The following is a 19799-nucleotide window of genomic DNA, read 5'->3' on the forward strand; positions in this document are numbered from 1 at the left end:
CTTCTCCACGACCCGTTAAGCAGTACCTCGGGGTGTGGCGCAGCTTGGTAGCGTGCCTCGTTCGGGTCGAGGAGGTCGTGGGTTCGAATCCCGCCACCCCGACGAGAGCGCCGAGAGGGCCGGTGTGTTGGCGGAAAACGCCAACCATGCTGGCCCTCTCGGTGTTTTTTGGGGTCGAACCCCAAACCCCGCCGGGCGGCTTCGCCCCCGGACCCCCGCGCGTCCCGGCTATCGCGTCGCCGTCACCTCGACCCAGCATTGGCTGAAGTCGCCGTCGCCACCGCGGGTCCACACCCACGCCGAGCGGGCCGCGCTCGCCAGCTGGTCCCGGTCTCGTCCCTCTTCCTCGATCGCCGCCTCGAGCCGCTTCTCCACGTATCTCGCCAGGTCGCGGTAGCTCATGTCCGAGCGGTAGCGGGCTCTCGACACGATCTCCGTGAACCCCGCCGTCGCGCATTGGTCCGCGATCACACGGCCCGCGAACGGGTTGCCGCCCGCCTGGCGGCGCAGGAGGTAGTGGCCGCGCAGGGCCGCGTCGACGTTCGCCGTCTTCGGCCGGAGGCGGGCCTTGCTCCAGTCCGAAGTGGACAAAGCCAGCCTGCCGCCCGGCTTCAGCACGCGGTGCAATTCCGCCAGCGCGTCCAGCGGTGCGGCCAAGTGCTCGAACAGCGCGTGCGAGAACGCGACGTCCACGCTCCCGGAAGCGAAGGGCAGGTCGTACGCCGACGCCACCACGTAGTCCACTGTGGACCTCCCGGCCCGGCGCGCGGCGGCACGGGCGAGCGCCACCTGACCGGCGTCGAGGTCGACTCCGGTGACGCGGGACTCCGCGGCCAGCCCGAGCGTGATCGAGCCCGGGCCGCAGCCGAGGTCGACCACCCACGTCCCCGGCCCGAACAGCGGCTGGGCGAACGTCGCGCGCTCCGCCGCCGTGCGCGCGGACATCATCGAAACCGCGTCTCGCCCGTAGCCCGGCGCGTAACCCTCCAGCACCCCGCACACAGTACGGCCAGAAGGTGGCAGGATCGAGGGGTGAGCACGCAGTCAGCCAAGCAATTCCCGCCCGCGGTGGTCCCGGACCGGCTGTTCGACGACGCCGAAGCCGAAGCCCGCTGGCGCGCCCGCTTCCACGCCGCCCGCATCTCCACGCCCGATTGGGCCCGCGACGCCCCCGACGCCAACGTCTACGTCTCCAACGCCAGCGGTGTCTGGGAGGTCTACGCCTGGAACCGCGCGACGGACGAGCACCGCCGCGTCACCGACCGGCCGAACGGCACCCTGCACTCGACCCCGTCCCCGGACGGCCAGTGGATCTGGTGGTTCGACGACACCGACGGCGACGAGTTCGGCTCCTGGGTGCGCGAGCCGTTCGCCGCGACCGAGGGCAGCAAGCCCGAGAAGGCCGTGCCGGACGTCCACGACGGCTACCCGGCCGGCCTCGAGATCGGCGCCGGGATCATCGCGGTCGGCGTCTCGACCGACGACGGCAGCGAGCTGTTCGCCCGGATCGGCGGCGAGACGCACCGCTTCTACAGCCACGCGGACGACGCCGGCATCGCGTCGATGTCCCGCGACGAGAGCCTGATCGCGATCTCCCACTCCGAGCACGGCGACTCGCGCCACCCCGCCCTGCGGGTGCTCGCCACCGACGGGTTCGCCGTGGTGGCCGACAAGTGGGACGGCGAGGGCAAGGGCCTGTCCGCGCTCGAGTTCTCGCCGCTGCCCGGCGACCAGCGCCTGCTGGTCCTGCACGAACGCCGGGGCCGCGAGGAACTGCTCGTCTGGGACGTCCGGGTGGACACCGAGACCGAGATCGAGCTGGACCTGCCCGGCGAGGTCGTCGCGGGCTGGTACCCGGACGCGCGCGCCCTGCTCGTCGTCCACTTCCACGAAGGTCGCAGTTCGTTGTACCGCTACGACCTCGACACGGCCGAACTGTCCTCTGTGGACACTCCGGCCGGCCGGATCGGCGGCGCCGGGGTCCGTCCGGACGGGACGGTCGAGTACTCGTGGTCCAGCGCCGCCGAGCCGGCCGCGGTCCGGGCGCGGACGGCCGACGGCGCCGACTCGGTGCTGCTCGAGCCGCCGGGCGACCGGGCGCCGGGGTCGGAGCCGGTGACCGACGCGTTCGTCGAAGGCGTCGGCGGCCGGATCCACGCGCTGGTCTCGCGGCCTTCGAACGCGCCGGAGGGCCCGCTGCCGACGGTGTTTTCGCTGCACGGCGGCCCGCACGCGGCGGACGAAGATCGTTTCTCGGCTTACCGGGCGACCTGGCTCGACGCCGGGTTCGCCGTGATCGAGGTCAACTACCGCGGCTCGACCGGCTACGGCTCGGCCTGGCGCGACGCCATCGAAGGCCGGCCCGGGCTGACCGAGCTGGAGGACGTCGCCTCGGTCCACGACTGGGCCGTCCAAAGTGGACTCAGTGATCCGGCGAAGTGCGTCGTCAACGGCGCCTCGTGGGGCGGCTACCTGTCGCTGCTCGCGCTCGGCACGCAGCCGGCGCGGTGGGCGGCGGGCGTCGCCGGGGTGCCGGTGGCGGACTACGTCGCCGCGTACGAGGACGAGATGGAGCAGCTGCGCTCGTTCGACCGCGCGCTCTTCGGCGGTTCGCCGGAGGACGTGCCGGCGGTGTACGCCGAGTGCTCGCCGCTGACGTACGTCGACGCCGTCAGGGCGCCGGTGCTCGTGCTGGCCGGCGACAATGACCCGCGCTGCCCGATCCGCCAGATCGAGAACTACCTCGACCGGCTCGGCGGCCGCGACCTGCACCACGAGTTCTACCGCTACGACGCCGGCCACGGCTCGCTCGTGATCGCGGAGACGATCAAGCAGACGGCGATCGAGGTCAACTTCGCCCAGCGGGCCCTCGGCCTGCGCTGACGCACTCGCCGGGAGGCCGGACGGTCTCCCGGCGGGTCAGCGTTCGGAGTGCAGGACGCCGCCGGTCGCCCAGTGGTCGGCGCCGATCTCGACGAGCGTCACCTGGACGCCCTCGGGCTTGCCGCCGCAGGTGCGGACGAACGCGTCGGTCAGCTCCCGGACCAAGGCGCTCTTCTGGGCGGGCGTGCGGCCGGGGAACATGGCAACGCTGATCATCGGCATGACGCGCAGCCTAGAGCCCCCGGTTCACCGACTGCAGCTTGGTGACGGCGGCGGCGTCGCCCTCGAAGTCGAGCTGCACGGCGTCGCGGCCGAAGACGAACAGCAGCAGGTCCACGGGCTCGCCGACGACCGTGACGGGATCCGGCCCGGTCTTGACGGCGGCTTCCCGGCCGTCTTTCGTGCGGAGCGTCACGCCGACCGGCGCCTTGCGCAGGTTGAGCTTGGCGGCTTGTTTCGCCGACTTCCAGGCGGCGGCGTCCCGGGTGGCATCGGCGGGCCGCGGCTCCCAGCCCGGCTGCGCGCGCCGGACGTCCTCGTGGTGGACGAGGAACTCGGCGGTGTTGGTCAGCTCGTCGAGGGGGCCGATGGCGGTGGGCCAGAACTTCGACGGGCCCTTCCGGACCTGCTCGACCAGGCCGGCCCACGGCTTGGCGGCGTAGCGATCCTGGACTTTCTGCGTGTACCCGGCGAGCGCGGGCACCATGATCCCGGGCGCGGCGTCGGGCCGGTGCTCACGCACGACGAGGTGCGCGGCGAGATCCCGCGTCGTCCAGCCTTCGCACAAGGTGGGCGCGTCCGGCCCGAGGTCGTCGAGGAGCGAGCTCAGCGCCTGGCGTTCGTCAGCAGCGACACCCATGTGGTCCACGTTACCCGCCGGTAGACGTCCCTGGCGACGGGAAGAGACCACGGGCACGTGTCGTTGATCCAGACGTGAGCCGACTCTTCAGCCCGATCTCCGTCCGTGGCCTGACCCTGCCGAACCGCGTGTGGGTGTCGTCGATGTGCCAGTACTCCGCCACCGATGGTGTGCCGGACGACTGGCACCTCGTGCACCTCGGCCAGTTCGCCACCGGGGGCGCCGGGCTCGTCATGACCGAAGCGACGGCCGTCGTGCCCGAAGGGCGGATCAGCCCCCAGGACACCGGCATCTGGAACGACGCGCAGGCCGGAGCGTGGCAGCGGATCGTCGAGTTCGTGCACAAGCAGGGCACCGCGATCGGCATGCAGCTGGGCCACGCCGGCCGCAAGGGCTCGACACGGCGGCCGTGGGAAGGCTCGGGCAGCGTCCCGGAGAGCGAGGGTGGCTGGCTGAGCGTCGGCGCCGACGCTCAGCCGTTCGGCGCCTACGCCCCGGCGCGGCCGCTCACCACGGACGAGGTCAGCGCCCTCCCGGAGGCGTTCGCCGAGGCGGCCAGGAAAGCGGTCGGCGCCGGGTTCGACCTGCTCGAACTGCACTTCGCGCACGGCTACCTGGTGCACCAGTTCCTGTCCCCGCTGTCGAACACCCGCACCGACCGCTACGGCGGCGACTTCGAGGGCCGCACCCGGCTGGCCCTCGAAATCGCGGACGCGGTCCGCGCCACGACCGACGTGCCCCTCTTCGCCCGGCTGTCGGCCACGGACTGGACCGAGGACGGCTGGACGCTCGACGAGTCCGTCCGGCTGGCGAAGCTCCTGGCCGAGCGCGGGATCGACCTGATCGACACCTCCAGCGGCGGCAACACCCCGAACCCGGACATCCCCGTCGGCCCGGGCTACCAGGTCCCGTTCGCCGAGCGGATCCGCACCGAAACCGGCCTCCCGACCGGCGCGGTCGGCATGATCACGAACCCCCAGCAGGCGGAAGACATCATCACCGACGGCGAAGCGGACGTCGTGTTCCTGGCCCGCGCCCTGCTGCGGGACCCGCACTGGCCGCTGCGGGCGGCGAACACCCTCGGCGCGGACGTCCGCTGGCCGGACCAGTACGCCCGCGCCAAGTCCTGGCACTAGTGGTGGAAGGAGGTCGCCTTCGCGGGATCCTGAGGGCGGCCGCCCTCCTTCTCCAGTTCCGGCAGCACGCGCTTCAGGTCCGCCAGCAGCAGGTCCGCGAGGTCGTGGGTGAAGCCGTTGCGGACCACGATCCGCAGCACCGCCAGATCCGTCCGGTTCTCCGGGAACGTGTACGCCGGCACCAGCCAGCCGCGCTCGCGCAGCCGTCGTGACACGTCGAACACGTCGAACCCCGCCTCCGCGCGGGTGGTGAACGCGAACACCGGCAGCTGCTCGCCGCGGGTCAGCAGCTCGAACTGCCCCAGCGCCTCGATGCCGGCCGACAGGTGCGTCGCGACGTCACGCGAAGCCTGCTGCACCGCGCGGAACCCCTCGTGGCCGAGGCGCACGAACGTGTAGTACTGCGCCGCGACCTCGGCGCCCGGGCGCGAGAAGTTGAGCGCGAACGTCGGCATGTCGCCGCCCAGGTAGTTCACGTTGAAGACCAGCTCCGACGGCAGCGCGGCCTGGTCGCGCCACACCACCCAGCCGACGCCCGGGTACACGAGCCCGTACTTGTGGCCCGACGTGTTGATCGACGCCACGCGCGGCAGCCGGAAGTCCCACTCCAGTTCGGGGTCGAGGAACGGCGCGATCATCGCGCCCGAAGCGCCGTCGACGTGCACGGGGATGTCCCAGCCGGTGCGCTCCTGGAGAGCGTCCAGCGCCGCGGCGATCTCCGCGACCGGCTCGTAGCTGCCGTCGAACGTCGAGCCCAGGATCGCGACCACGCCGATCGTGTTCTCGTCGCAGCGCGCCACCGCCTCGTCGGCGGAGAGGTGGTACCGGTCGCCCTCCATCGGCACCAGCCGCGGCTCGACCTCCCAGTACTCGCAGAACTTCTCCCAGCAGACCTGGACGTTGATGCCCATCACCAGGTTCGGCTTGCCGGTGCGGCCCAGCTTGGACCAGCGGCGCTTCAACGCCATCCCGGCGAGCATGCAGGCTTCGGACGACCCGGTCGTCGAGCAGCCCATGATGTCCGTGGGATCGGGGGCGTGCCACAGGTCGGCGAGGATGTTCACGCAGCGCCGCTCCAGCTCGGCCGTCTGCGGGTACTCGTCCTTGTCGATCATGTTCTTGTCGACGCACTCGGCCATCAGCTCCCGCGCCTGCGGCTCCATCCACGTCGTGACGAAGGTGGCGAGGTTGAGCCGCGCGTTGCCGTCGAGCATCAGCTCGTCGCGCACGAGCTGCAGCGCCGCGTCCGGCGGCAGGGGGTCGTCGCGCAGCTTGTCGCGAGGCATGACGAGGCTCGCCGCGAGCGCCGGGTTCGCCCCGGCGTACATCGGATTCGTGCCGCCCACTCGGTCCGGACGGTCCGTCTTCCCCTGATGCAGCACCATGCCGCCGAACGTACTGCGGATCGCGGGTTTCGGCAGACGCGAAAGGGGCCGTTCCTCCCGGAACGGCCCCTTTCGCACGAAAATCAAGCCTGCTGGGCCTGCCACATCCAGTGCGCCTCTTCGAGCGCGCGGGTGATCTCGATCAGCAGGTCCTGCGTCACGAGGTCACTCTTGTCGGTCTCGTCGATCCGGGCCCGCAGCCGCTCGATCAGCGCGGACAGGATGTCGACGATCGCGGCGACCGTGGACTCCACGGACTGCCAGTTGTCGGGGTACTCGGGCACGCCCGAGCTCTCGACGACGGTCTTCGCCTTGCCGTTCGGCGAGATGCCGATGGCGTTGGCGCGCTCGGCGACCTCGTCGACGTACTGGCGCGCGGTGGCGACCAGCTCGTCGAGCTGCAGGTGCGCGCTGCGGAAGTTCGAGCCGACGACGTTCCAGTGCGCCTGCTTGGCGATCAGCGAAAGGTCGACCAGGTCCACCAGCGTCGCCTGCAGGGCGTTGCCGGTGATCTCCTTGTCGGCCTCGGAAAGCGGGCTCTTGATCGGAGACTTGCTCATCTCTGGTGTTCCTTCCTTCGTGCCGGAAAAGGTTCAGACGGTGGCGGAGAGAGCCACCTCGATGTTGCCGCGGGTCGCGTTGGAGTAGGGGCAGACCTGGTGGGCCTGCTCGACCAGCTGGTCGGCCTGGGCCTGCTCGAGGCCCGGCAGCGAGACGTTCAGCGCGACGCCGAGACCGAACCCGACGTCCTGCTTGAGCACGCTGACCTCGGCGGTCACCGTCGAGTCGTGCAGCGCCACCTTCGCCTGGCGGGCGACCAGCTGCAGGGCGCTGTGGAAGCAGGCCGAATAGCCGGCGGCGAAGAGCTGCTCGGGGTTGGTCTTGTCCCCGCCGGGGCCGCCCATTTCCTTCGGGATGGCCAGGGACTCGTCGATGACGCCGTCGGAGGAAGTCACTTCGCCGTTGCGGCCGTCGCCGCGAGCCGTCGCCACCGCCGTGTAGATCGCCTGACCCATGCTCAGCCTGCCTTCTGTCGCCGGACGCTCCTCAATGAGCGTCTCACCGGACACAACATCCCGCACCCGCGGAACAGTGCCCCCACATGGCAGGCATCACGTGGATCGATTACCCGGCGGCATCCGGGCGAAACGTCATGCGGCGCGCGTCACCGCGAACTCCGCCACCTGGCGCCCGATCAGGCGGAGGGTGCGGGCGCTCTTCTCGTCGGATGCGCCGCCGCCTTCGTCGAACTTGGTCTCGGCGGAGTTGATCGAACCACCCAGGGGGGTGGCCCAGCCGCGCAGCGCGTGCGTGATCGTGCGCAGCTGCTCCAGCGTCGTCACTGCCGCTTGCCAGCCATAGGCGACCGCGGCCAGGCCGACCGCGCGGCCGTCGAGGTAGGGACGCTGGTCGTCACGCAGGTCCTCGACGTAGTCCAGGGCGTTCTTGACCAGGCCGGACAGCGCGCCGTGGTAACCCGGCGACACGACGATGAGCCCGTCCGCCTGGCGCACGGCTTCGATGAGGGTCGCGGCGCGTTCGTCGCGGTCCGGCACGCCGGCGTCGTAGAACGGCAGGATCAGCTCCGGACCGGAGAGCATCCGGATCCGGACCCCGACTTCGGCCGCGCCGGAGAGCGCGATCTGCAGGGCGCGTTCGGACTGGGAGCCCTCACGCAGCGAGCCGCCGATCCCGAGCACGTTGACTGTCCTGGCTGAAGTCACGCTTTCCAGGCTAACCCCTCCACTTAAGTGGATATCCAGACTTTGGGACCGAGGCCCGCGTCACAGCTGGACCTGTTACTTACTGGCGAGTAACCTCCGGGGCGGCACCGAAGCTCAGGAGGCAAAGATGGCGATCCCGCTCCCGGTCCGCGTCCAGGCCGCGGCGTCCCAGCTCGCGTTCTGGCTGCCCAAGCCGTTGCGGCGGGCACTCGCGGGCCGCCCGGTGCACCTCGACGGACAGGACCTCGCGCTCGACGCCCAGCTGCTGCTCCGGCTGCAGAAGATCGCGGGAGCCGAGCTGGTGCGGGGCTCGGTGGAGCAGTCGCGCGCCCTGCTCGACATCGGACGGCACCTGGTCAGCGGCAAGCCGATCGAGCCGGTCTCGGTGCGGGAGATCGCGGTGCCGACACCCGATGGCGAACTGCCGGCGACGCTCTACACGCCGGTCGGGCTGCCGGAGAAATCCCCGCTGCTGGTGTTCTTCCACGGCGGCGGCTGGGTGATCGGCACGCGCGCGAGCCACGACAACGCCGTCCGCTTCCTGGCCAAGCACGCCGGGGTGCGGGTGCTGTCGATCGAATACCGGCTCGCGCCGGAGTTCCCGTTCCCGGCGGCCGCGGAGGACGCGCTCGCGGCGTTCGAGTACGCGGTGGCGAAGGCGAGCGACCTCGGCGCCGACCCGGCGCGGATCGCCGTCGGCGGCGACAGCGCGGGCGGCAACCTGGCCGCGGTGACGGCCCAGCAGGCCGTTCGCCGTGGCGGCCCGGTGCCGGCGTTCCAGCTGCTGATCTACCCCGCGACGGACTTCGCGCGGCGCTACCGCTCGCAGGACCTGTTCGCCGAAAACCTGTTCCTGACCGACGTGCACATGAAGTGGTTCGAGGGCCACTACGTGCCGGAGGGTGCGGACCTGACCGACCCGCGGCTCTCCCCGCTGCGCGCGGACGACCTGAGCGGCCTGCCGCCGGCCCTGGTCGTCACGGCGGGCTTCGACCCGCTGCGCGACGAGGGCGAGGCGTACGCGGAGAAACTGCGCGAGGCGGGCGTCGAGGTGGCGTTGCGCCGGCACGACGACCTGATCCACGGGTTCATCAACTTCACCGGCGTCGGGACCCGGTTCCGCGAGGCGCTGGCCGAGATGGCGGGCGCGCTGCGGCAGGGACTGTCCAAACGGGACTGAGTGGCCGCCGGCCGGAACGAACCCGGAGCCCGGCGCGGAGAAATGTCCGCGGCCGGGCTCCGGGCCCCCCTGTTTTCAGTGGCCGGTTACGGCGTGGGCAGGGGCGGCACCGGCAGCGGCGGCACCGGCAGGCCGCCGAGCAGGCCGCCGAGGATGCCCGTCACCGCGGCGAGCAGGGCCTTCACCAGGTCGCTGACGATCTTCAGCGGCCCGGGCAGGTCCGGCAGCGACGGGATCGGCAACGGCAACGGCGGCAGCTGGCGCGCCTTCGCCGTCGGGTCGGTCAGCAGCCGGTTGGACTCGTCGGCGCGGCCCTTGGCCAGGCCGGCCAGCTGCTGGGTGTCGGTCTGGATCGTGTAGCGCTTCCCGGCGGCGATGTCCGCGAGGACCGGGCTCATCTGGCCCAGGTCGGCGCGAGTGGCACCGACGTTGCCCGCGTAAGCCACCTTGGTCAGGTCGTCACGCATTTGGAGCACCTGTGCGGCGAGGGCCTGGGTGCTGGAGGAACCCTTGCCCCCTTCCGGGCTCGCCGAGGCGATCCCCGCCATTCCGACCGCCAGCAGACTGCCGGCGGCTACCAGGGCGATGGACCGCCCGAACTTGCCTTTCATTTCCTACCTCCTGGCCTCGGGAGACCTGACGGGTTAAATCGATACCCCCCGTATCGGAGATAAGCCACCCGATCACCGGTTAGGGACGTTTTCTAACCCTTACGTGCCGGATGCGAAGGCAGTGAACTCGCCCGCAATTGATTAACGTCGAAAGCTTGCCCTTCCCCCTGAAGATCATCCTGATCGATTCTCTCCGTCACCGCTGGTAGCGGATGTCCACTGTAGAGCGTTTCGGCCACTCGCCCGGGCGTAAACGGTGATCATTTGGCCTCATCACTCCGTTGGACCGCGTGTCGGCACTGCTCCAGACGGGGAATCTCCCGCGCCCGCGCCGCCACCCACAAGGTTCTCCCCTGGTCGGGACAGAAATGCGAAATCAATTCCGAAAAGGGACAACCGTCGAGAAGACGCGGGCGGGCCGGCCGTCAAAGCGGGAGGCCGGCCTCCAGGTGCGCCACCGCACGGTCGAGCACCGCCAGCGTGTCCGCCTCCGGGTCCGCCGCCGCGCCCAGGAACGCCGCCATGATCACCCCGACCACCGCGCCCGCCCAGTTGCGCACCTCGAAGTCGTCCGCCGCGCGGCCGGTGCGCTGGGCGGTCATTCCCGCCAGCAGCTCGATCCCGTCGGCGAACCGGTCCATGATCGCGCTTCGCAGCTCGGGCTCGCGGAACACCAGCATCTGCCGCTGGCGCTCGTCCTCCCAGTCCTGGCCCGAGACCTGCTCGCGGATGACGTCCACCGTCGCCCGCAACGCCGCGAGCGGGGTGAGCTCGGCCGGCTGAGCGAGCGTCGCCGCGACCAGCACCGGGTCGAACGCGTCGTACAGCACCGTGGCCTCCTTCGTCGGGAAGTACCGGAAGAAGGTGCTGGGCGAGATCTCCGCCGCCGCCGCGATCTGGTCGACCGTCGTCGCGCCGTAGCCCTGCTCCCGGAACAGCCGCAACGCGTGCCGCTGGATCGCGGCACGCGTCTTGGCCTTCTTCCGTTCCCGCAGCCCCGTGGGCTCAGATCGCGACGACGTCATGCTCCGATTCTCGCGGCTGCGTCCCGGGGGCCGTCCGCCCGGGCAGGAACAGCACCGCGAGCAGCGCGCCGGCCACGGCGAGCCCGGCGCAGACCCACAGCGTCGCCGCCATGCCGTCGGTGAACGCGAGCCGCGCGGAGTCGGCGAGCGCGGACCGGTGCAGCTTCCCCGCGACGGCGACCGCGCCCGACGCGCTGCCGCGCACCGCGTCGGCGACCGGCGCGGGCAGGCCGTCGACGGCGACGCCCGCGCGGTAGACGCCGTTGAGCACCGTGCCCAACACCGCGACGCCGATCGTGCCGCCGACCTGACGCAGCACCTGGATCAGCGCCGAGCCGGCGCCCGAGCGGCCCTCGGTGAGCGCGCCCATCGCCATCGTCATCAGCGGCGGCAGCGTGCACCCCGTACCGAAGCCGATGACGAGCTCCCAGCCGACGGTGCCGCCGTAGCCGTCCGACGGCGACGTCGTCGAACCCCAGGCCATCCCGGCCGCGAGCAGCGAGAACCCGGCCGTCACGACCACGCGGACGCCGACCGCGGCGACCAGCTTCTCGGCGATCTTCGCCGACACCAGCATCCCGCCGATCAGCGGCAGCAGCCGCACGCCGGTCTCCAGCGCGTCGGCCCCCTGCACCGCCTGGAACAGCTGGGGCAGCACGAACAGCAGGCCCATGAGCGCGAACGACGCCATCGTCGCGAGCACCGCGCCCCAGACGAACCGCGGCTCGCGCAGCAGCCCGAGATCGGTCAACGGCGCCGCCGTCCGCGTCTGCAACCGGCAGAACACCGCGAGCACCGCCGCGCCGAGAGCGAGCAGGCCGTACGTCGCCGGGTCGGCCCAGCCGTGCTCGCCGGCGTAGACGAAGCCGTAGGTCAGCGCGACCAGCCCGGCCGCCGAGAGCGCGATGCCCGTGAAGTCGATCGCACCCCGGCCGGACCCGGGGGTGAGCGGTACCAGGAACAGCACTGCCACCAGGCCGACCACGGTCAGCGGCACGTTGATCAGGAACACCGAGCCCCACGCGAAGTGGTCGAGCAGCCAGCCGCCGAGCAGTGGGCCGAGCGGGATGCCGACGAACGTCGCCAGCACCCACGTCGTCAGCGCCTTCGCCCGCTCCTCCGGCGGGAACAGGACGTTCAGCAGCGAGAGCGAGAGCGGGATGAGGAACGCGGCGCCGACGCCGAGCACGACGCGGGCGGCGATCAGCTGGCCGGGCGAGCCGGCGTAGGCACACCCCAGCGAGGCCAGCCCGAACAGCGCGAGCGCGCCGAGCAGCAGCTTCTTCGGGCCGAACCGGTCGCCCAGCAGGCCCGCCGGCAGCAGCAGCGCGGCCAGCGCCAGCGTGTAGGCGTTGCCGAACCACTGCAGCTGCGTGGTCGTGGCGCCGAGGTCGACGGCGAGCGTCGGCACGGCGACGTTCAGCACGGTCAGGTCGAGTCCGACGGTCAGCAGGCTCACCGCGAGCGCGCCGAGCGCCCACCACCTGCGTGGATAGGGCTGAGTCACAGGGACCCCCATTTGGTAGTCGCTACCAAATGATAGTAGCTCTCATAATCTTGGGCCGCCAGCACCTCGGTGACGGGAAATAAGTTGCACGCGCGTACCACCTTGGGTTCTCATCGAGGGCGTGCCTCTGCAGCCCTACCGCCGGGTGCTCTCCGTCCCCCGCGTCCCCTCGACGATGGCCCTGATGTTCCTGGCCCGGCTGCCGATGACCATGAACGGCGTGCTGATGACGCTGTACATCGTCACCGGACTCGGCCGCGGCTACGGCGCCGCCGGGCTGGTCGGCGCCGGCGTCACCCTCGGCATGGCGCTCGGCGCGCCTCTGCTGGGCCGCTGCTTCGACCGCTACGGCCTGCGCCCGGTCGTCGCCGTCTGCGGGATCGGCACGACGGTGTTCTGGATCGCCGCGCCGCACCTGCCCTACGCGGCGCTCGCCGCCGTCGCGATCCCGGGCGGGATGCTCTCGGTGCCGGCGGGCTCGCTCGCGCGTCAGGTCCTGGCCACGCTCGTCCCGGCCGCGGAGCGCCGTGCGGCGTATTCGCTCGACACGATCTCGATCGAAGCGACGTTCATGATCGGTCCGGCGATAGGCATCGCGGCGATCACCACGCTCTCCCCGACCTTCACGCTCACCGCGCTCGGCGTGCTCTTCGGCGGCACGGCCTTCCTGATCTGGCTGGTCGACCCGCCCATCCGCGAAAGCATGGAGCCCGGCGCGTCCACCACCCGGCCGCCGCTGCGGAGCTGGCTCACCGGCCGGCTCGTGGCGACGCTGCTGATCGCCGCCGGTGCGCTGTTCGTGCTCGTCGGCACCGAGCTGGCGACGCTGGCGGCCCTGCGCGCGAACGGCGACATCGGCGTGACCGGGCTGGTGATCGCGGTGATGTGCGCGGCGTCGATCATCGGCGGCATCGTCCACGGCGCGGTCAAGAAGTCGCTGCCGCAGGGGCTGCTGATGCTGCTGCTCGCGCTGCTGGTGGTGCCGGTCGGGCTCGCGGACCAGCCGTGGTGGCTGCTGATGCTGGTGCTGATCCCGACGAACCTGGTCTGCGCGCCGACGCTCGCGGCCACCACCGAGACGGTCAGCCGGATCGCCCCGCCGCAGGTCCGCGGCGAGGCGATGGGGCTGCAGGACGCGTCGACGCGCCTCGGCCTGGCGCTGGGCAGCCCGGTGGTCGGCTTCGCGATCGACCACTCGAGCCCGGCGTGGGGCTTCGCCGCGGCGGGCCTGGGCGGCCTGGTCATCGCGGCGGCCGGCCTGCTGCACCGCCGCACACCGGAACCGGCCGTGGAGCCGGTCCCGGCGCTGGCCGAAAGTCAGTAGGTCTGCCGCGGCGGTCGTGAGTGAGAAACAGTGTTCTAACCCTGTTTCTCACTCACGAGCGTCAGCCGCCGCAGGCCACGCGGAGGGCGTCGAGCTTCTTGACGTTGCGCTGCACCCACTGCGCGACGACGCCGGCGTCTTCGATGCGTTCCTTCTGGACCTCGACGTACGACCCGGCCATGCCCAGCAGCGCGTTCTTGACGTCCTGGTCCTGGACGTTCCCCGCCAGCTCCCGCAGCCGCTTCTCCTTGTCCGCGGCGCGGGCCTTGAGCTTGTCCGGGTCGACCAGCGGGTTCAGGTCCGCGAGCCCGAGCGCCTCGGTGCACGCGCCCACCTTGTCCACGGTCTTCGACCCCTGGTCGACCGCGTTGCCGACCTGGTCGCACCCGCTCACCAGCAGTGCGATCCCGGCCAGCAGCGCGGCCGTCGTTCCACCCCTCGTCATCGCGCCAAGGTACCGCTCAACCCTTGACGCAGACCACCTGCTTGAGGTGCGCCACGACCTCGACCAGGTCCGTCTGCGCGCGGATCACCGAATCGATGTCCTTGTACGCCGCCGGGATCTCGTCGACGACGCCCGAGTCCTTGCGGCACTCGACGCCGGCCGTCTGCGCCGCGAGGTCGTCGGCGGTGAACAGCTTCTTGGCCTTGGTGCGCGACATCCGGCGGCCGGCACCGTGCGACGCCGACTGGAACGACGAGTCGTTCCCGAGGCCGCGGACGATGTACGAACCGGTCCCCATGCTGCCCGGGATGATCCCGAGGTCACCCGATCCGGCGCGGATCGCGCCCTTGCGGGTGACGAGCAGCTCGACACCGTCGTACGTCTCCTCGGAGACGTAGTTGTGGTGGCAGGAGATCGCGTCGTCGAACGTCGTGCCGGGCACGACCTCCGCCAGCGCCAGCTTCACGAGCGCGACCATCGTGGCGCGGTTGCGCGCCGCGTAGTCCTGCGCCCAGAAGAGGTCGCGCCGGTAGGCCGCCATCTCCGGCGTGCCGGCGACGAACACCGCGAGGTCCCGGTCCGGCAGGTCGGCGTTGTGCGGCAGCTTGCGCGCGACGGCCATGTGCCGCTCCGCGAGCTCCTTGCCGATGTTGCGCGAACCCGAGTGCAGCATCAGCCAGACCCGGCCCTCGTCCGCACCGCCCTCTTCGAGGCAGACCTCGATGAAGTGGTTCCCGCCGCCGAGGCTCCCGATCTGGCGCGCGGCCCGGTCGTGCAGCTCCTGGACGCCGGTGTGCAGCTCGCCGAAGCCCTTCCAGAACGTGTCCCAGCCGCCGACGCCGTGCACCTTCGCGGGGTTCACGGGCGTCTTGTGCAGCCCGAAACCCACGGGCACGGCGCTTTCGATGCGGCGGCGCAACTTCCCGAGGTCGTCGGGCAGGTCGCTCGCGGACAGCGACGTCCGGACGGCGCTCATGCCGCACCCGATGTCCACCCCGACCGCGGCGGGCGAGACGGCGTCACGCATGGCGATGACGCTGCCGACGGTGGCGCCCTTGCCGTAGTGCACGTCGGGCATCACGGCGAGACCGTGCACCCACGGCAGGTTGGCGACGTTCCGCAGCTGCCGCATGGCCTGCTCTTCGACCGACGCGGGGTCCGCCCACATCCGGATCGGGACGCGGGCGCCTTCGACAGCGGTGTACATGATTTCCTCCCCTGGAAATGTTTTCGCGGTGCCCAGGATCCCCCGGACACCGCGAAACGGCCAAGCGAGTTTCAGTCGTCCACTGTGGTCACTGCTGGGCGATCAGCTCCGCGATCTGCACGGCGTTGAGCGCCGCGCCCTTGCGGAGGTTGTCGTTCGAGATGAACAGCGCCAGCCCGCGGCCGCCCTCGACGCCCTGGTCGACGCGGATGCGGCCGACGTAGCTCGGGTCGTTGCCCGCCGCCTGCAGCGGGGTCGGGACCTCCGACAGCTCGACGCCCGGCGCGTGCCTCAGCAGCTCCGTCGCGCGCTCGACCGTCAGCGGCTGCGCGAACTCCGCGTTCACCGAGATCGAGTGCCCCGAGAACACCGGCACCCGCACGCACGTGCAGGACACGCCCAGGCCCGGGATGCTCAGGATCTTGCGGCTCTCGTTGCGGAACTTCTTCTCCTCGTCCGTCTCGAGCTCACCGTCGTCCACAATGGACCCCGCCATCGGCAGGACGTTGAACGCGATCGGCCGGACGTACTTGTTCGGCTCGGGAAACTCGATCGCCGCGCCGTCGTGGGTCAGCAGCGAAGCGTGCTCGGCACCGGCCTTGATCTGGCCCGCCAGCTCGTCGACGCCGGCCAGCCCGCTGCCGGACACCGCCTGGTACGTCGACGCCACCAGCCGGACCAGCCCGGCCTCGTCGTGCAGCGGCTTCAGCACCGGCATCGCGGCCATGGTGGTGCAGTTGGGGTTGGCGATGATCCCCTTGCGCGCTTCCTTGATGGCGTGGGGGTTGACCTCGCTGACGACCAGCGGCACGTCCGGGTCCATCCGGAACGCCGAGGAGTTGTCGATCACCGTGACGCCGGCGTCCGCGAACCGCGGCCCCTGCGCCTTCGACGTCGACCCGCCCGCGGAGAACAGCGCGATGTCCAAACCGGACGGATCCGCCTCCGCGGCGTCCTCGATCGTGATTTCGGTGTCGCGCCAAGGCAGCTTCGAACCCGCCGAGCGCGCCGAGGCGAAGTACCGGAGCTCGGCGATCGGGAACTCCCGCTCCGCCAGCAGCTTGCGCATGACCGCGCCGACCTGGCCGGTCGCGCCGACCACCCCGACCCGCAACCCTTCGGCCATCAGCGACCACTCCCCGCGTAGACCACGGCTTCCTCGTCGCCGCCGAGCTCGAACGCGTCGTGGATCGCGCGCACGGCGTCGTCCAGCTGAGCGTCGCGGATCAGCACGGAGATCCGGATTTCCGAGGTGTTGATGATTTCGATGTTCACGCCGGCGTTGGCCAGCGCTTCGCAGAACGTCGCCGTGACACCCGGGTGCGAGCGCATCCCGGCGCCGACCAGCGAGACCTTGCCGACGTGGTCGTCGTAGAGCACCGACTCGAAGCCGATCTCCGCCTTGACCTTCTCCAGCTCCTTGACGCCCGCGGCGCCGTTGGCCTTCGACAGCGTGAAGGTGATGTCGGTGCGGCCGGACACCGTGCTGGACACGTTCTGCAGCACCATGTCGATGTCGATCTCGGCGTCGGCGATCACGCGGAAGATCCGGGCCGCGGCACCGGCGTGGTCCGGCACCCCGGTGACCGTGATCTTGGCTTCGGAGCGGTCGTGCGCCACACCGGTGATCAGGGCTTGTTCCACGGGGATCTCCTCGATAGAACCGGTCACCGTCGTGCCCGGCTTGTCACTGTAGGAAGAACGGACACGGATCGGGACGCCGTAGCGGCGTGCGTACTCGACCGAACGCAGGTGCAGGATCTTCGAGCCGCTGGCGGCGAGCTCCAGCATCTCTTCGTAGGTGACGGTGTCGAGCTTCTTCGCGTCCGGCACCACTCGCGGGTCGGCCGTGTACACACCGTCCACATCGGAGTAGATCTCGCAGACGTCGGCGTTCAGCGCGGCGGCCAGCGCGACGGCGGTGGTGTCCGAGCCGCCGCGGCCCAGCGTGGTGATGTCCTTGGTGTCCTGCGCGACGCCCTGGAAGCCCGCCACCAGCGCGACGTAACCCTGTTCGAGGGCCTCGGTGACGCGGCTCGGGGTGACGTCGATGATGCGCGCGTTCCCGTGCACGGACGTCGTGACGACGCCGGCCTGCGACCCGGTGAACGACCACGCCTCGGCGCCCTGCGCGGCGATGGCCATGGCGACCAGCGAATTCGAGATGCGCTCACCGGCGGTGAGCAGCATGTCCATCTCCCGCTCCGGCGGCGCGGGGTTGACCTGCTGCGCCAGGTCGAGCAGCTCGTCGGTGGTGTCTCCCATCGCCGAGCAGACCACGACGACGTCGTTCCCCGCCTTCTTCGTGGCGACGATCCGCTCGGCTACGCGCTTGATCCGGTCGGCACTTTCCAGCGACGATCCGCCGTACTTCTGGACCACGAGGGCCACGCCCGAACCTCCTAGACGGGCCGGGTCTGCTCCCTGGTGGGCACCGAGGAGCCCCCGCGTCCCATATTTGAACTGGAGCCTACCGGGGCACCGGCGGCCCGCCACCCTCTTGACGTGGGGCGGGTGCTGCGGGCGGGTGGTGCGGAAGTAAATCTTCCGTAACACCAACGGAATGCGCGAAGCCCTTCCTCCCGAGTGATGCAGCGCACTCGATGAGTACCGTGGCGATCATGCGGAAACCAGCTGTGACGAGCGTCCCGATCGCGTCGGTGCTGGCCGAGCGGTGGAGCCCGCGGGCCCTGGACGCGTCTGCTGTGGTTTCCCCGGAGCAGGTCAGGGCGTTGCTGGAGGCGGCCCGCTGGGCGCCGTCGTTCGGCAACACCCAGCCCGCGCGCTACCTGGTGGGCGTGCGCGGGACGCCGACGTTCGACGCGATCCTGGCGACGCTGAACTCGGGCAACCGCGGGTGGGCGCACCGGGCGAGCCTGCTGCTGATCGGCGTGATGGTGACGACGAACGAGAAGGGCGCGGTGCCGTACGCGGAGTACGGGCTGGGGCTGGCTTCGGAGAACCTCGTCCTGCAGGCGGTGGAGCTGGGTCTGGTGGCGCACCAGATGGCGGGGTTTTCGGCGGACGCGGTGCGGTCGTCGTTCAGCCTTCCGGAGGACGCGGTGCCGAAGGTGGCGATCGCGGTGGGGTCACCGGCGCCGGCGGAGGTGCTCGAGGAGGACTGGCGGGTCGAGCGGGAACGGGCGGAGCGGCAGCGGCTACCCCTGGAGGAGTTCGCGTTCACCGGCCAGTGGGGCACGCCCGCCCTTTAGCCCGGCAGCACGACGGCCCGGTCACGCAGGCGGTCCCAGGCGTTGACCGGCACGGTGGTGAAGACGTCATCCACGGCGGAGAACCCGCCGGCGGCCGTCCGGATCTCGACGATCCCCGCCGCGGTGGCCGGGTCGAGGCCGCAAACCGAGGCGATCACGGCCGCCGGCGCGTTGTTGAGGTCGACCAGGCCACCGTCGTCGTAGTTCCGCGGCAGGTCGGGGCGGCCGATCCCGAGGTCCCGCGCGATGAGCGGGTCACTCGCGACCAGCTTTCGCGCTTCGGTGCGACGTTCCCGCGCCGCGAGCGCGGCGGCGAGGGCCGGGTCCGGGCCGTCGAGGCGCTCACCGGGGACGTGGCGCAGGATCTCCCGGCGCAACTTGGCCTGCTGGACGCAGGCGACCGCGACCACGGCGAGCCCGAGGACCACCGCGACCGAGGTGAGCACGTTGCCCGCGGTGCCGACCGTCTTGCCCGCGGCATCCTTGGGCGAAAGGGACATCAGCGTGGACATGACCGCGGCGGCCGCCCCGAAGACCACGGCGCGCGCGTAGAGCGACTTCCGGCCGAGCCGCACGGCGGCGTGCACGAACGGCACCCACGCGAAGAGCCCCACCGTGGCGATCGTGACGACGAAGTACCAGCGGCTTCCGACGCGGGCGACCGCACTCGGCGACGTCACGACAGGCTGTGAAACGGACATGATCAGCACCCCTTCCGGCGTGCTGATGTCGCCCGGCGGCGACAGTGCGTTACGAGGGTCCGCCGATCGTGATCACCGCGAAATCAGGAAGCTCCGCCCACCCGGCGGATGACCTTGGCGAGGATCCCCGACACCACGAGCCAGAAGATGGCCGCGATGCCGTAGTTGACCAGGACCCGCAGCTTTCCGTCACTGGGCGTGAACAGGTCGCTGAAGCCCAGCGCCAGGCTGTCGGCCCAGGACTTCACGAACGAGACGATGCCGTTGTCCGGGTTGGCCGAGCCGACCGTGAAGATCACGTGGATCACCAGCAGCGCGGCGAAGATCAATCCCACCCAGCGGACGATCGACGCCACCAGCGAGGCGACCTTGCCGCCGGTGCCGCGCCAGTCGACCGGGGCCCGGCGGGAGACCTTCGTCTCCTCGTCCGACGACGCTGCCGACGACTCTGCGTGCTCACCCATGCCCGCAGTTTCGCACGGCGACCGGCCAATTGCTACCCACAGGTAACCCCGAACGGGCATGGCCCGGCTTCCCTCACCCGGCGTTCCGTGGTTATGGTGTGGTCGTGGCGCGTGCTCTCCTGCTTCGCTGCCGCGA

21 protein-coding genes and 1 tRNA gene are annotated in these 19799 nt (G+C 70.9%); 6 read left to right on the plus strand and 16 right to left on the minus strand.

Annotated features, from left to right (window positions below; translation table 11 throughout):
* Window positions 1-28 precede the first annotated feature (28 nt).
* Window positions 29-102: transfer RNA gene (locus AA23TX_RS38160), tRNA-Pro, on the plus strand.
* 126 nt (window positions 103-228) lie between these two features.
* Here AA23TX_RS38160 and AA23TX_RS38165 read toward each other — a convergent pair.
* On the minus strand, window positions 229-993 hold the full coding sequence (locus tag AA23TX_RS38165) for a methyltransferase domain-containing protein (RefSeq protein WP_155547853.1): 765 nt from the start codon (window positions 991-993) through the stop codon (window positions 229-231).
* Window positions 994-1032: 39 nt separating this feature from the next.
* On the opposite strand from AA23TX_RS38165, the gene AA23TX_RS38170 reads away from it, so the two are divergent.
* Entirely contained in the window at window positions 1033-2883 is a 1851-nt protein-coding gene (locus AA23TX_RS38170) for a prolyl oligopeptidase family serine peptidase (RefSeq protein ID WP_155547854.1), read from the plus strand.
* Between the two features lie 36 nt (window positions 2884-2919).
* Here AA23TX_RS38170 and AA23TX_RS38175 read toward each other — a convergent pair whose 3' ends face one another.
* A complete protein-coding gene (locus tag AA23TX_RS38175; protein ID WP_086859558.1) occupies window positions 2920-3105 on the minus strand; it encodes a tautomerase family protein in 186 nt (61 codons plus the stop codon).
* A gap of 10 nt (window positions 3106-3115) precedes the next feature.
* Window positions 3116-3742, minus strand: a complete 627-nt coding sequence (locus AA23TX_RS38180; RefSeq protein WP_155547855.1) for a TIGR03085 family metal-binding protein — start codon at window positions 3740-3742, stop codon at window positions 3116-3118.
* Window positions 3743-3816: 74 nt separating this feature from the next.
* On the opposite strand from AA23TX_RS38180, the gene AA23TX_RS38185 reads away from it, so the two are divergent.
* The gene (locus AA23TX_RS38185; protein ID WP_155547856.1) at window positions 3817-4878 is read left to right on the plus strand and encodes an NADH:flavin oxidoreductase/NADH oxidase; all 1062 of its coding nucleotides are present in this window, start codon (window positions 3817-3819) and stop codon (window positions 4876-4878) included.
* Here AA23TX_RS38185 and gad read toward each other — a convergent pair.
* From gad to AA23TX_RS38205, 4 genes are all read right to left on the minus strand, one after another.
* The gene (gene gad / locus AA23TX_RS38190) at window positions 4875-6263 is read right to left on the minus strand and encodes a glutamate decarboxylase (protein ID WP_155547857.1); all 1389 of its coding nucleotides are present in this window, start codon (window positions 6261-6263) and stop codon (window positions 4875-4877) included. The two genes, AA23TX_RS38185 and gad, sit on opposite strands and share 4 nt — an antisense overlap.
* Before the next feature lie 83 nt (window positions 6264-6346).
* On the minus strand, window positions 6347-6823 hold the full coding sequence (locus tag AA23TX_RS38195; protein ID WP_155547858.1) for a Dps family protein: 477 nt from the start codon (window positions 6821-6823) through the stop codon (window positions 6347-6349).
* 33 nt (window positions 6824-6856) lie between these two features.
* Window positions 6857-7279 (minus strand): organic hydroperoxide resistance protein, encoded by a 423-nt coding sequence (locus AA23TX_RS38200; protein WP_155547859.1) that lies wholly within the window; start codon window positions 7277-7279, stop codon window positions 6857-6859.
* 135 nt (window positions 7280-7414) lie between these two features.
* Window positions 7415-7987 (minus strand): NADPH-dependent FMN reductase, encoded by a 573-nt coding sequence (locus tag AA23TX_RS38205; RefSeq protein WP_196425767.1) that lies wholly within the window; start codon window positions 7985-7987, stop codon window positions 7415-7417.
* Window positions 7988-8114: 127 nt separating this feature from the next.
* Between AA23TX_RS38205 and AA23TX_RS38210 the strand changes: the two genes are divergently transcribed.
* Window positions 8115-9167, plus strand: coding sequence for an alpha/beta hydrolase (locus AA23TX_RS38210; protein WP_155547860.1), 1053 nt, complete (start codon window positions 8115-8117; stop codon window positions 9165-9167).
* A gap of 86 nt (window positions 9168-9253) precedes the next feature.
* On the opposite strand, the gene AA23TX_RS38215 is transcribed toward AA23TX_RS38210, so the two are convergent.
* The 3 genes from AA23TX_RS38215 to AA23TX_RS38225 form a co-directional block, all read right to left on the minus strand.
* On the minus strand, window positions 9254-9778 hold the full coding sequence (locus tag AA23TX_RS38215; protein ID WP_155547861.1) for a hypothetical protein: 525 nt from the start codon (window positions 9776-9778) through the stop codon (window positions 9254-9256).
* Window positions 9779-10203: 425 nt separating this feature from the next.
* Window positions 10204-10803 carry an acyl-CoA-like ligand-binding transcription factor gene (locus AA23TX_RS38220; protein ID WP_196425768.1) on the minus strand — a complete coding sequence of 200 codons (600 nt, stop codon included), beginning with the start codon at window positions 10801-10803 and terminating at the stop codon, window positions 10204-10206.
* Window positions 10784-12310, minus strand: coding sequence for an MFS transporter (locus AA23TX_RS38225; RefSeq protein WP_230863013.1), 1527 nt, complete (start codon window positions 12308-12310; stop codon window positions 10784-10786). Before AA23TX_RS38225 ends, AA23TX_RS38220 begins: the two co-directional genes overlap by 20 nt.
* A 184-nt stretch (window positions 12311-12494) precedes the next feature.
* On the opposite strand from AA23TX_RS38225, the gene AA23TX_RS38230 reads away from it, so the two are divergent.
* On the plus strand, window positions 12495-13634 hold the full coding sequence (locus tag AA23TX_RS38230) for an MFS transporter (protein ID WP_155549335.1): 1140 nt from the start codon (window positions 12495-12497) through the stop codon (window positions 13632-13634).
* Window positions 13635-13695: 61 nt separating this feature from the next.
* Here the strand turns inward: AA23TX_RS38230 and AA23TX_RS38235 are convergent, their stop codons facing one another.
* The 4 genes from AA23TX_RS38235 to AA23TX_RS38250 form a co-directional block, all read right to left on the minus strand.
* Window positions 13696-14079 carry a DUF8711 family protein gene (locus AA23TX_RS38235; RefSeq protein WP_196425769.1) on the minus strand — a complete coding sequence of 128 codons (384 nt, stop codon included), beginning with the start codon at window positions 14077-14079 and terminating at the stop codon, window positions 13696-13698.
* Between the two features lie 16 nt (window positions 14080-14095).
* The gene (locus tag AA23TX_RS38240; RefSeq protein WP_155547862.1) at window positions 14096-15286 is read right to left on the minus strand and encodes an RtcB family protein; all 1191 of its coding nucleotides are present in this window, start codon (window positions 15284-15286) and stop codon (window positions 14096-14098) included.
* An 88-nt stretch (window positions 15287-15374) separates the two neighbouring features.
* Window positions 15375-16412 (minus strand): aspartate-semialdehyde dehydrogenase, encoded by a 1038-nt coding sequence (locus AA23TX_RS38245; protein ID WP_155547863.1) that lies wholly within the window; start codon window positions 16410-16412, stop codon window positions 15375-15377.
* Window positions 16412-17677 (minus strand): aspartate kinase, encoded by a 1266-nt coding sequence (locus AA23TX_RS38250; RefSeq protein ID WP_155547864.1) that lies wholly within the window; start codon window positions 17675-17677, stop codon window positions 16412-16414. The genes AA23TX_RS38245 and AA23TX_RS38250 overlap by 1 nt, the downstream gene beginning before the upstream one ends.
* 230 nt (window positions 17678-17907) lie before the next feature.
* Here AA23TX_RS38250 and AA23TX_RS38255 point away from each other — a divergent pair, with 230 nt between their 5' ends.
* A complete protein-coding gene (locus AA23TX_RS38255) occupies window positions 17908-18498 on the plus strand; it encodes a nitroreductase family protein (RefSeq protein WP_196425770.1) in 591 nt (196 codons plus the stop codon).
* Here the strand turns inward: AA23TX_RS38255 and AA23TX_RS38260 are convergent.
* Together AA23TX_RS38260 and AA23TX_RS38265 are read right to left on the minus strand one after the other, a co-directional pair.
* Window positions 18495-19199 carry a ComEA family DNA-binding protein gene (locus AA23TX_RS38260; RefSeq protein ID WP_155547865.1) on the minus strand — a complete coding sequence of 235 codons (705 nt, stop codon included), beginning with the start codon at window positions 19197-19199 and terminating at the stop codon, window positions 18495-18497. The two genes, AA23TX_RS38255 and AA23TX_RS38260, sit on opposite strands and share 4 nt — an antisense overlap.
* Before the next feature lie 83 nt (window positions 19200-19282).
* A complete protein-coding gene (locus AA23TX_RS38265; protein ID WP_155547866.1) occupies window positions 19283-19663 on the minus strand; it encodes a hypothetical protein in 381 nt (126 codons plus the stop codon).
* Between the last annotated feature and the right edge of the window lie 136 nt (window positions 19664-19799).

It is taken from the genome of Amycolatopsis camponoti (assembly GCF_902497555.1).
Lineage (GTDB): Bacteria > Actinomycetota > Actinomycetes > Mycobacteriales > Pseudonocardiaceae > Amycolatopsis > Amycolatopsis camponoti.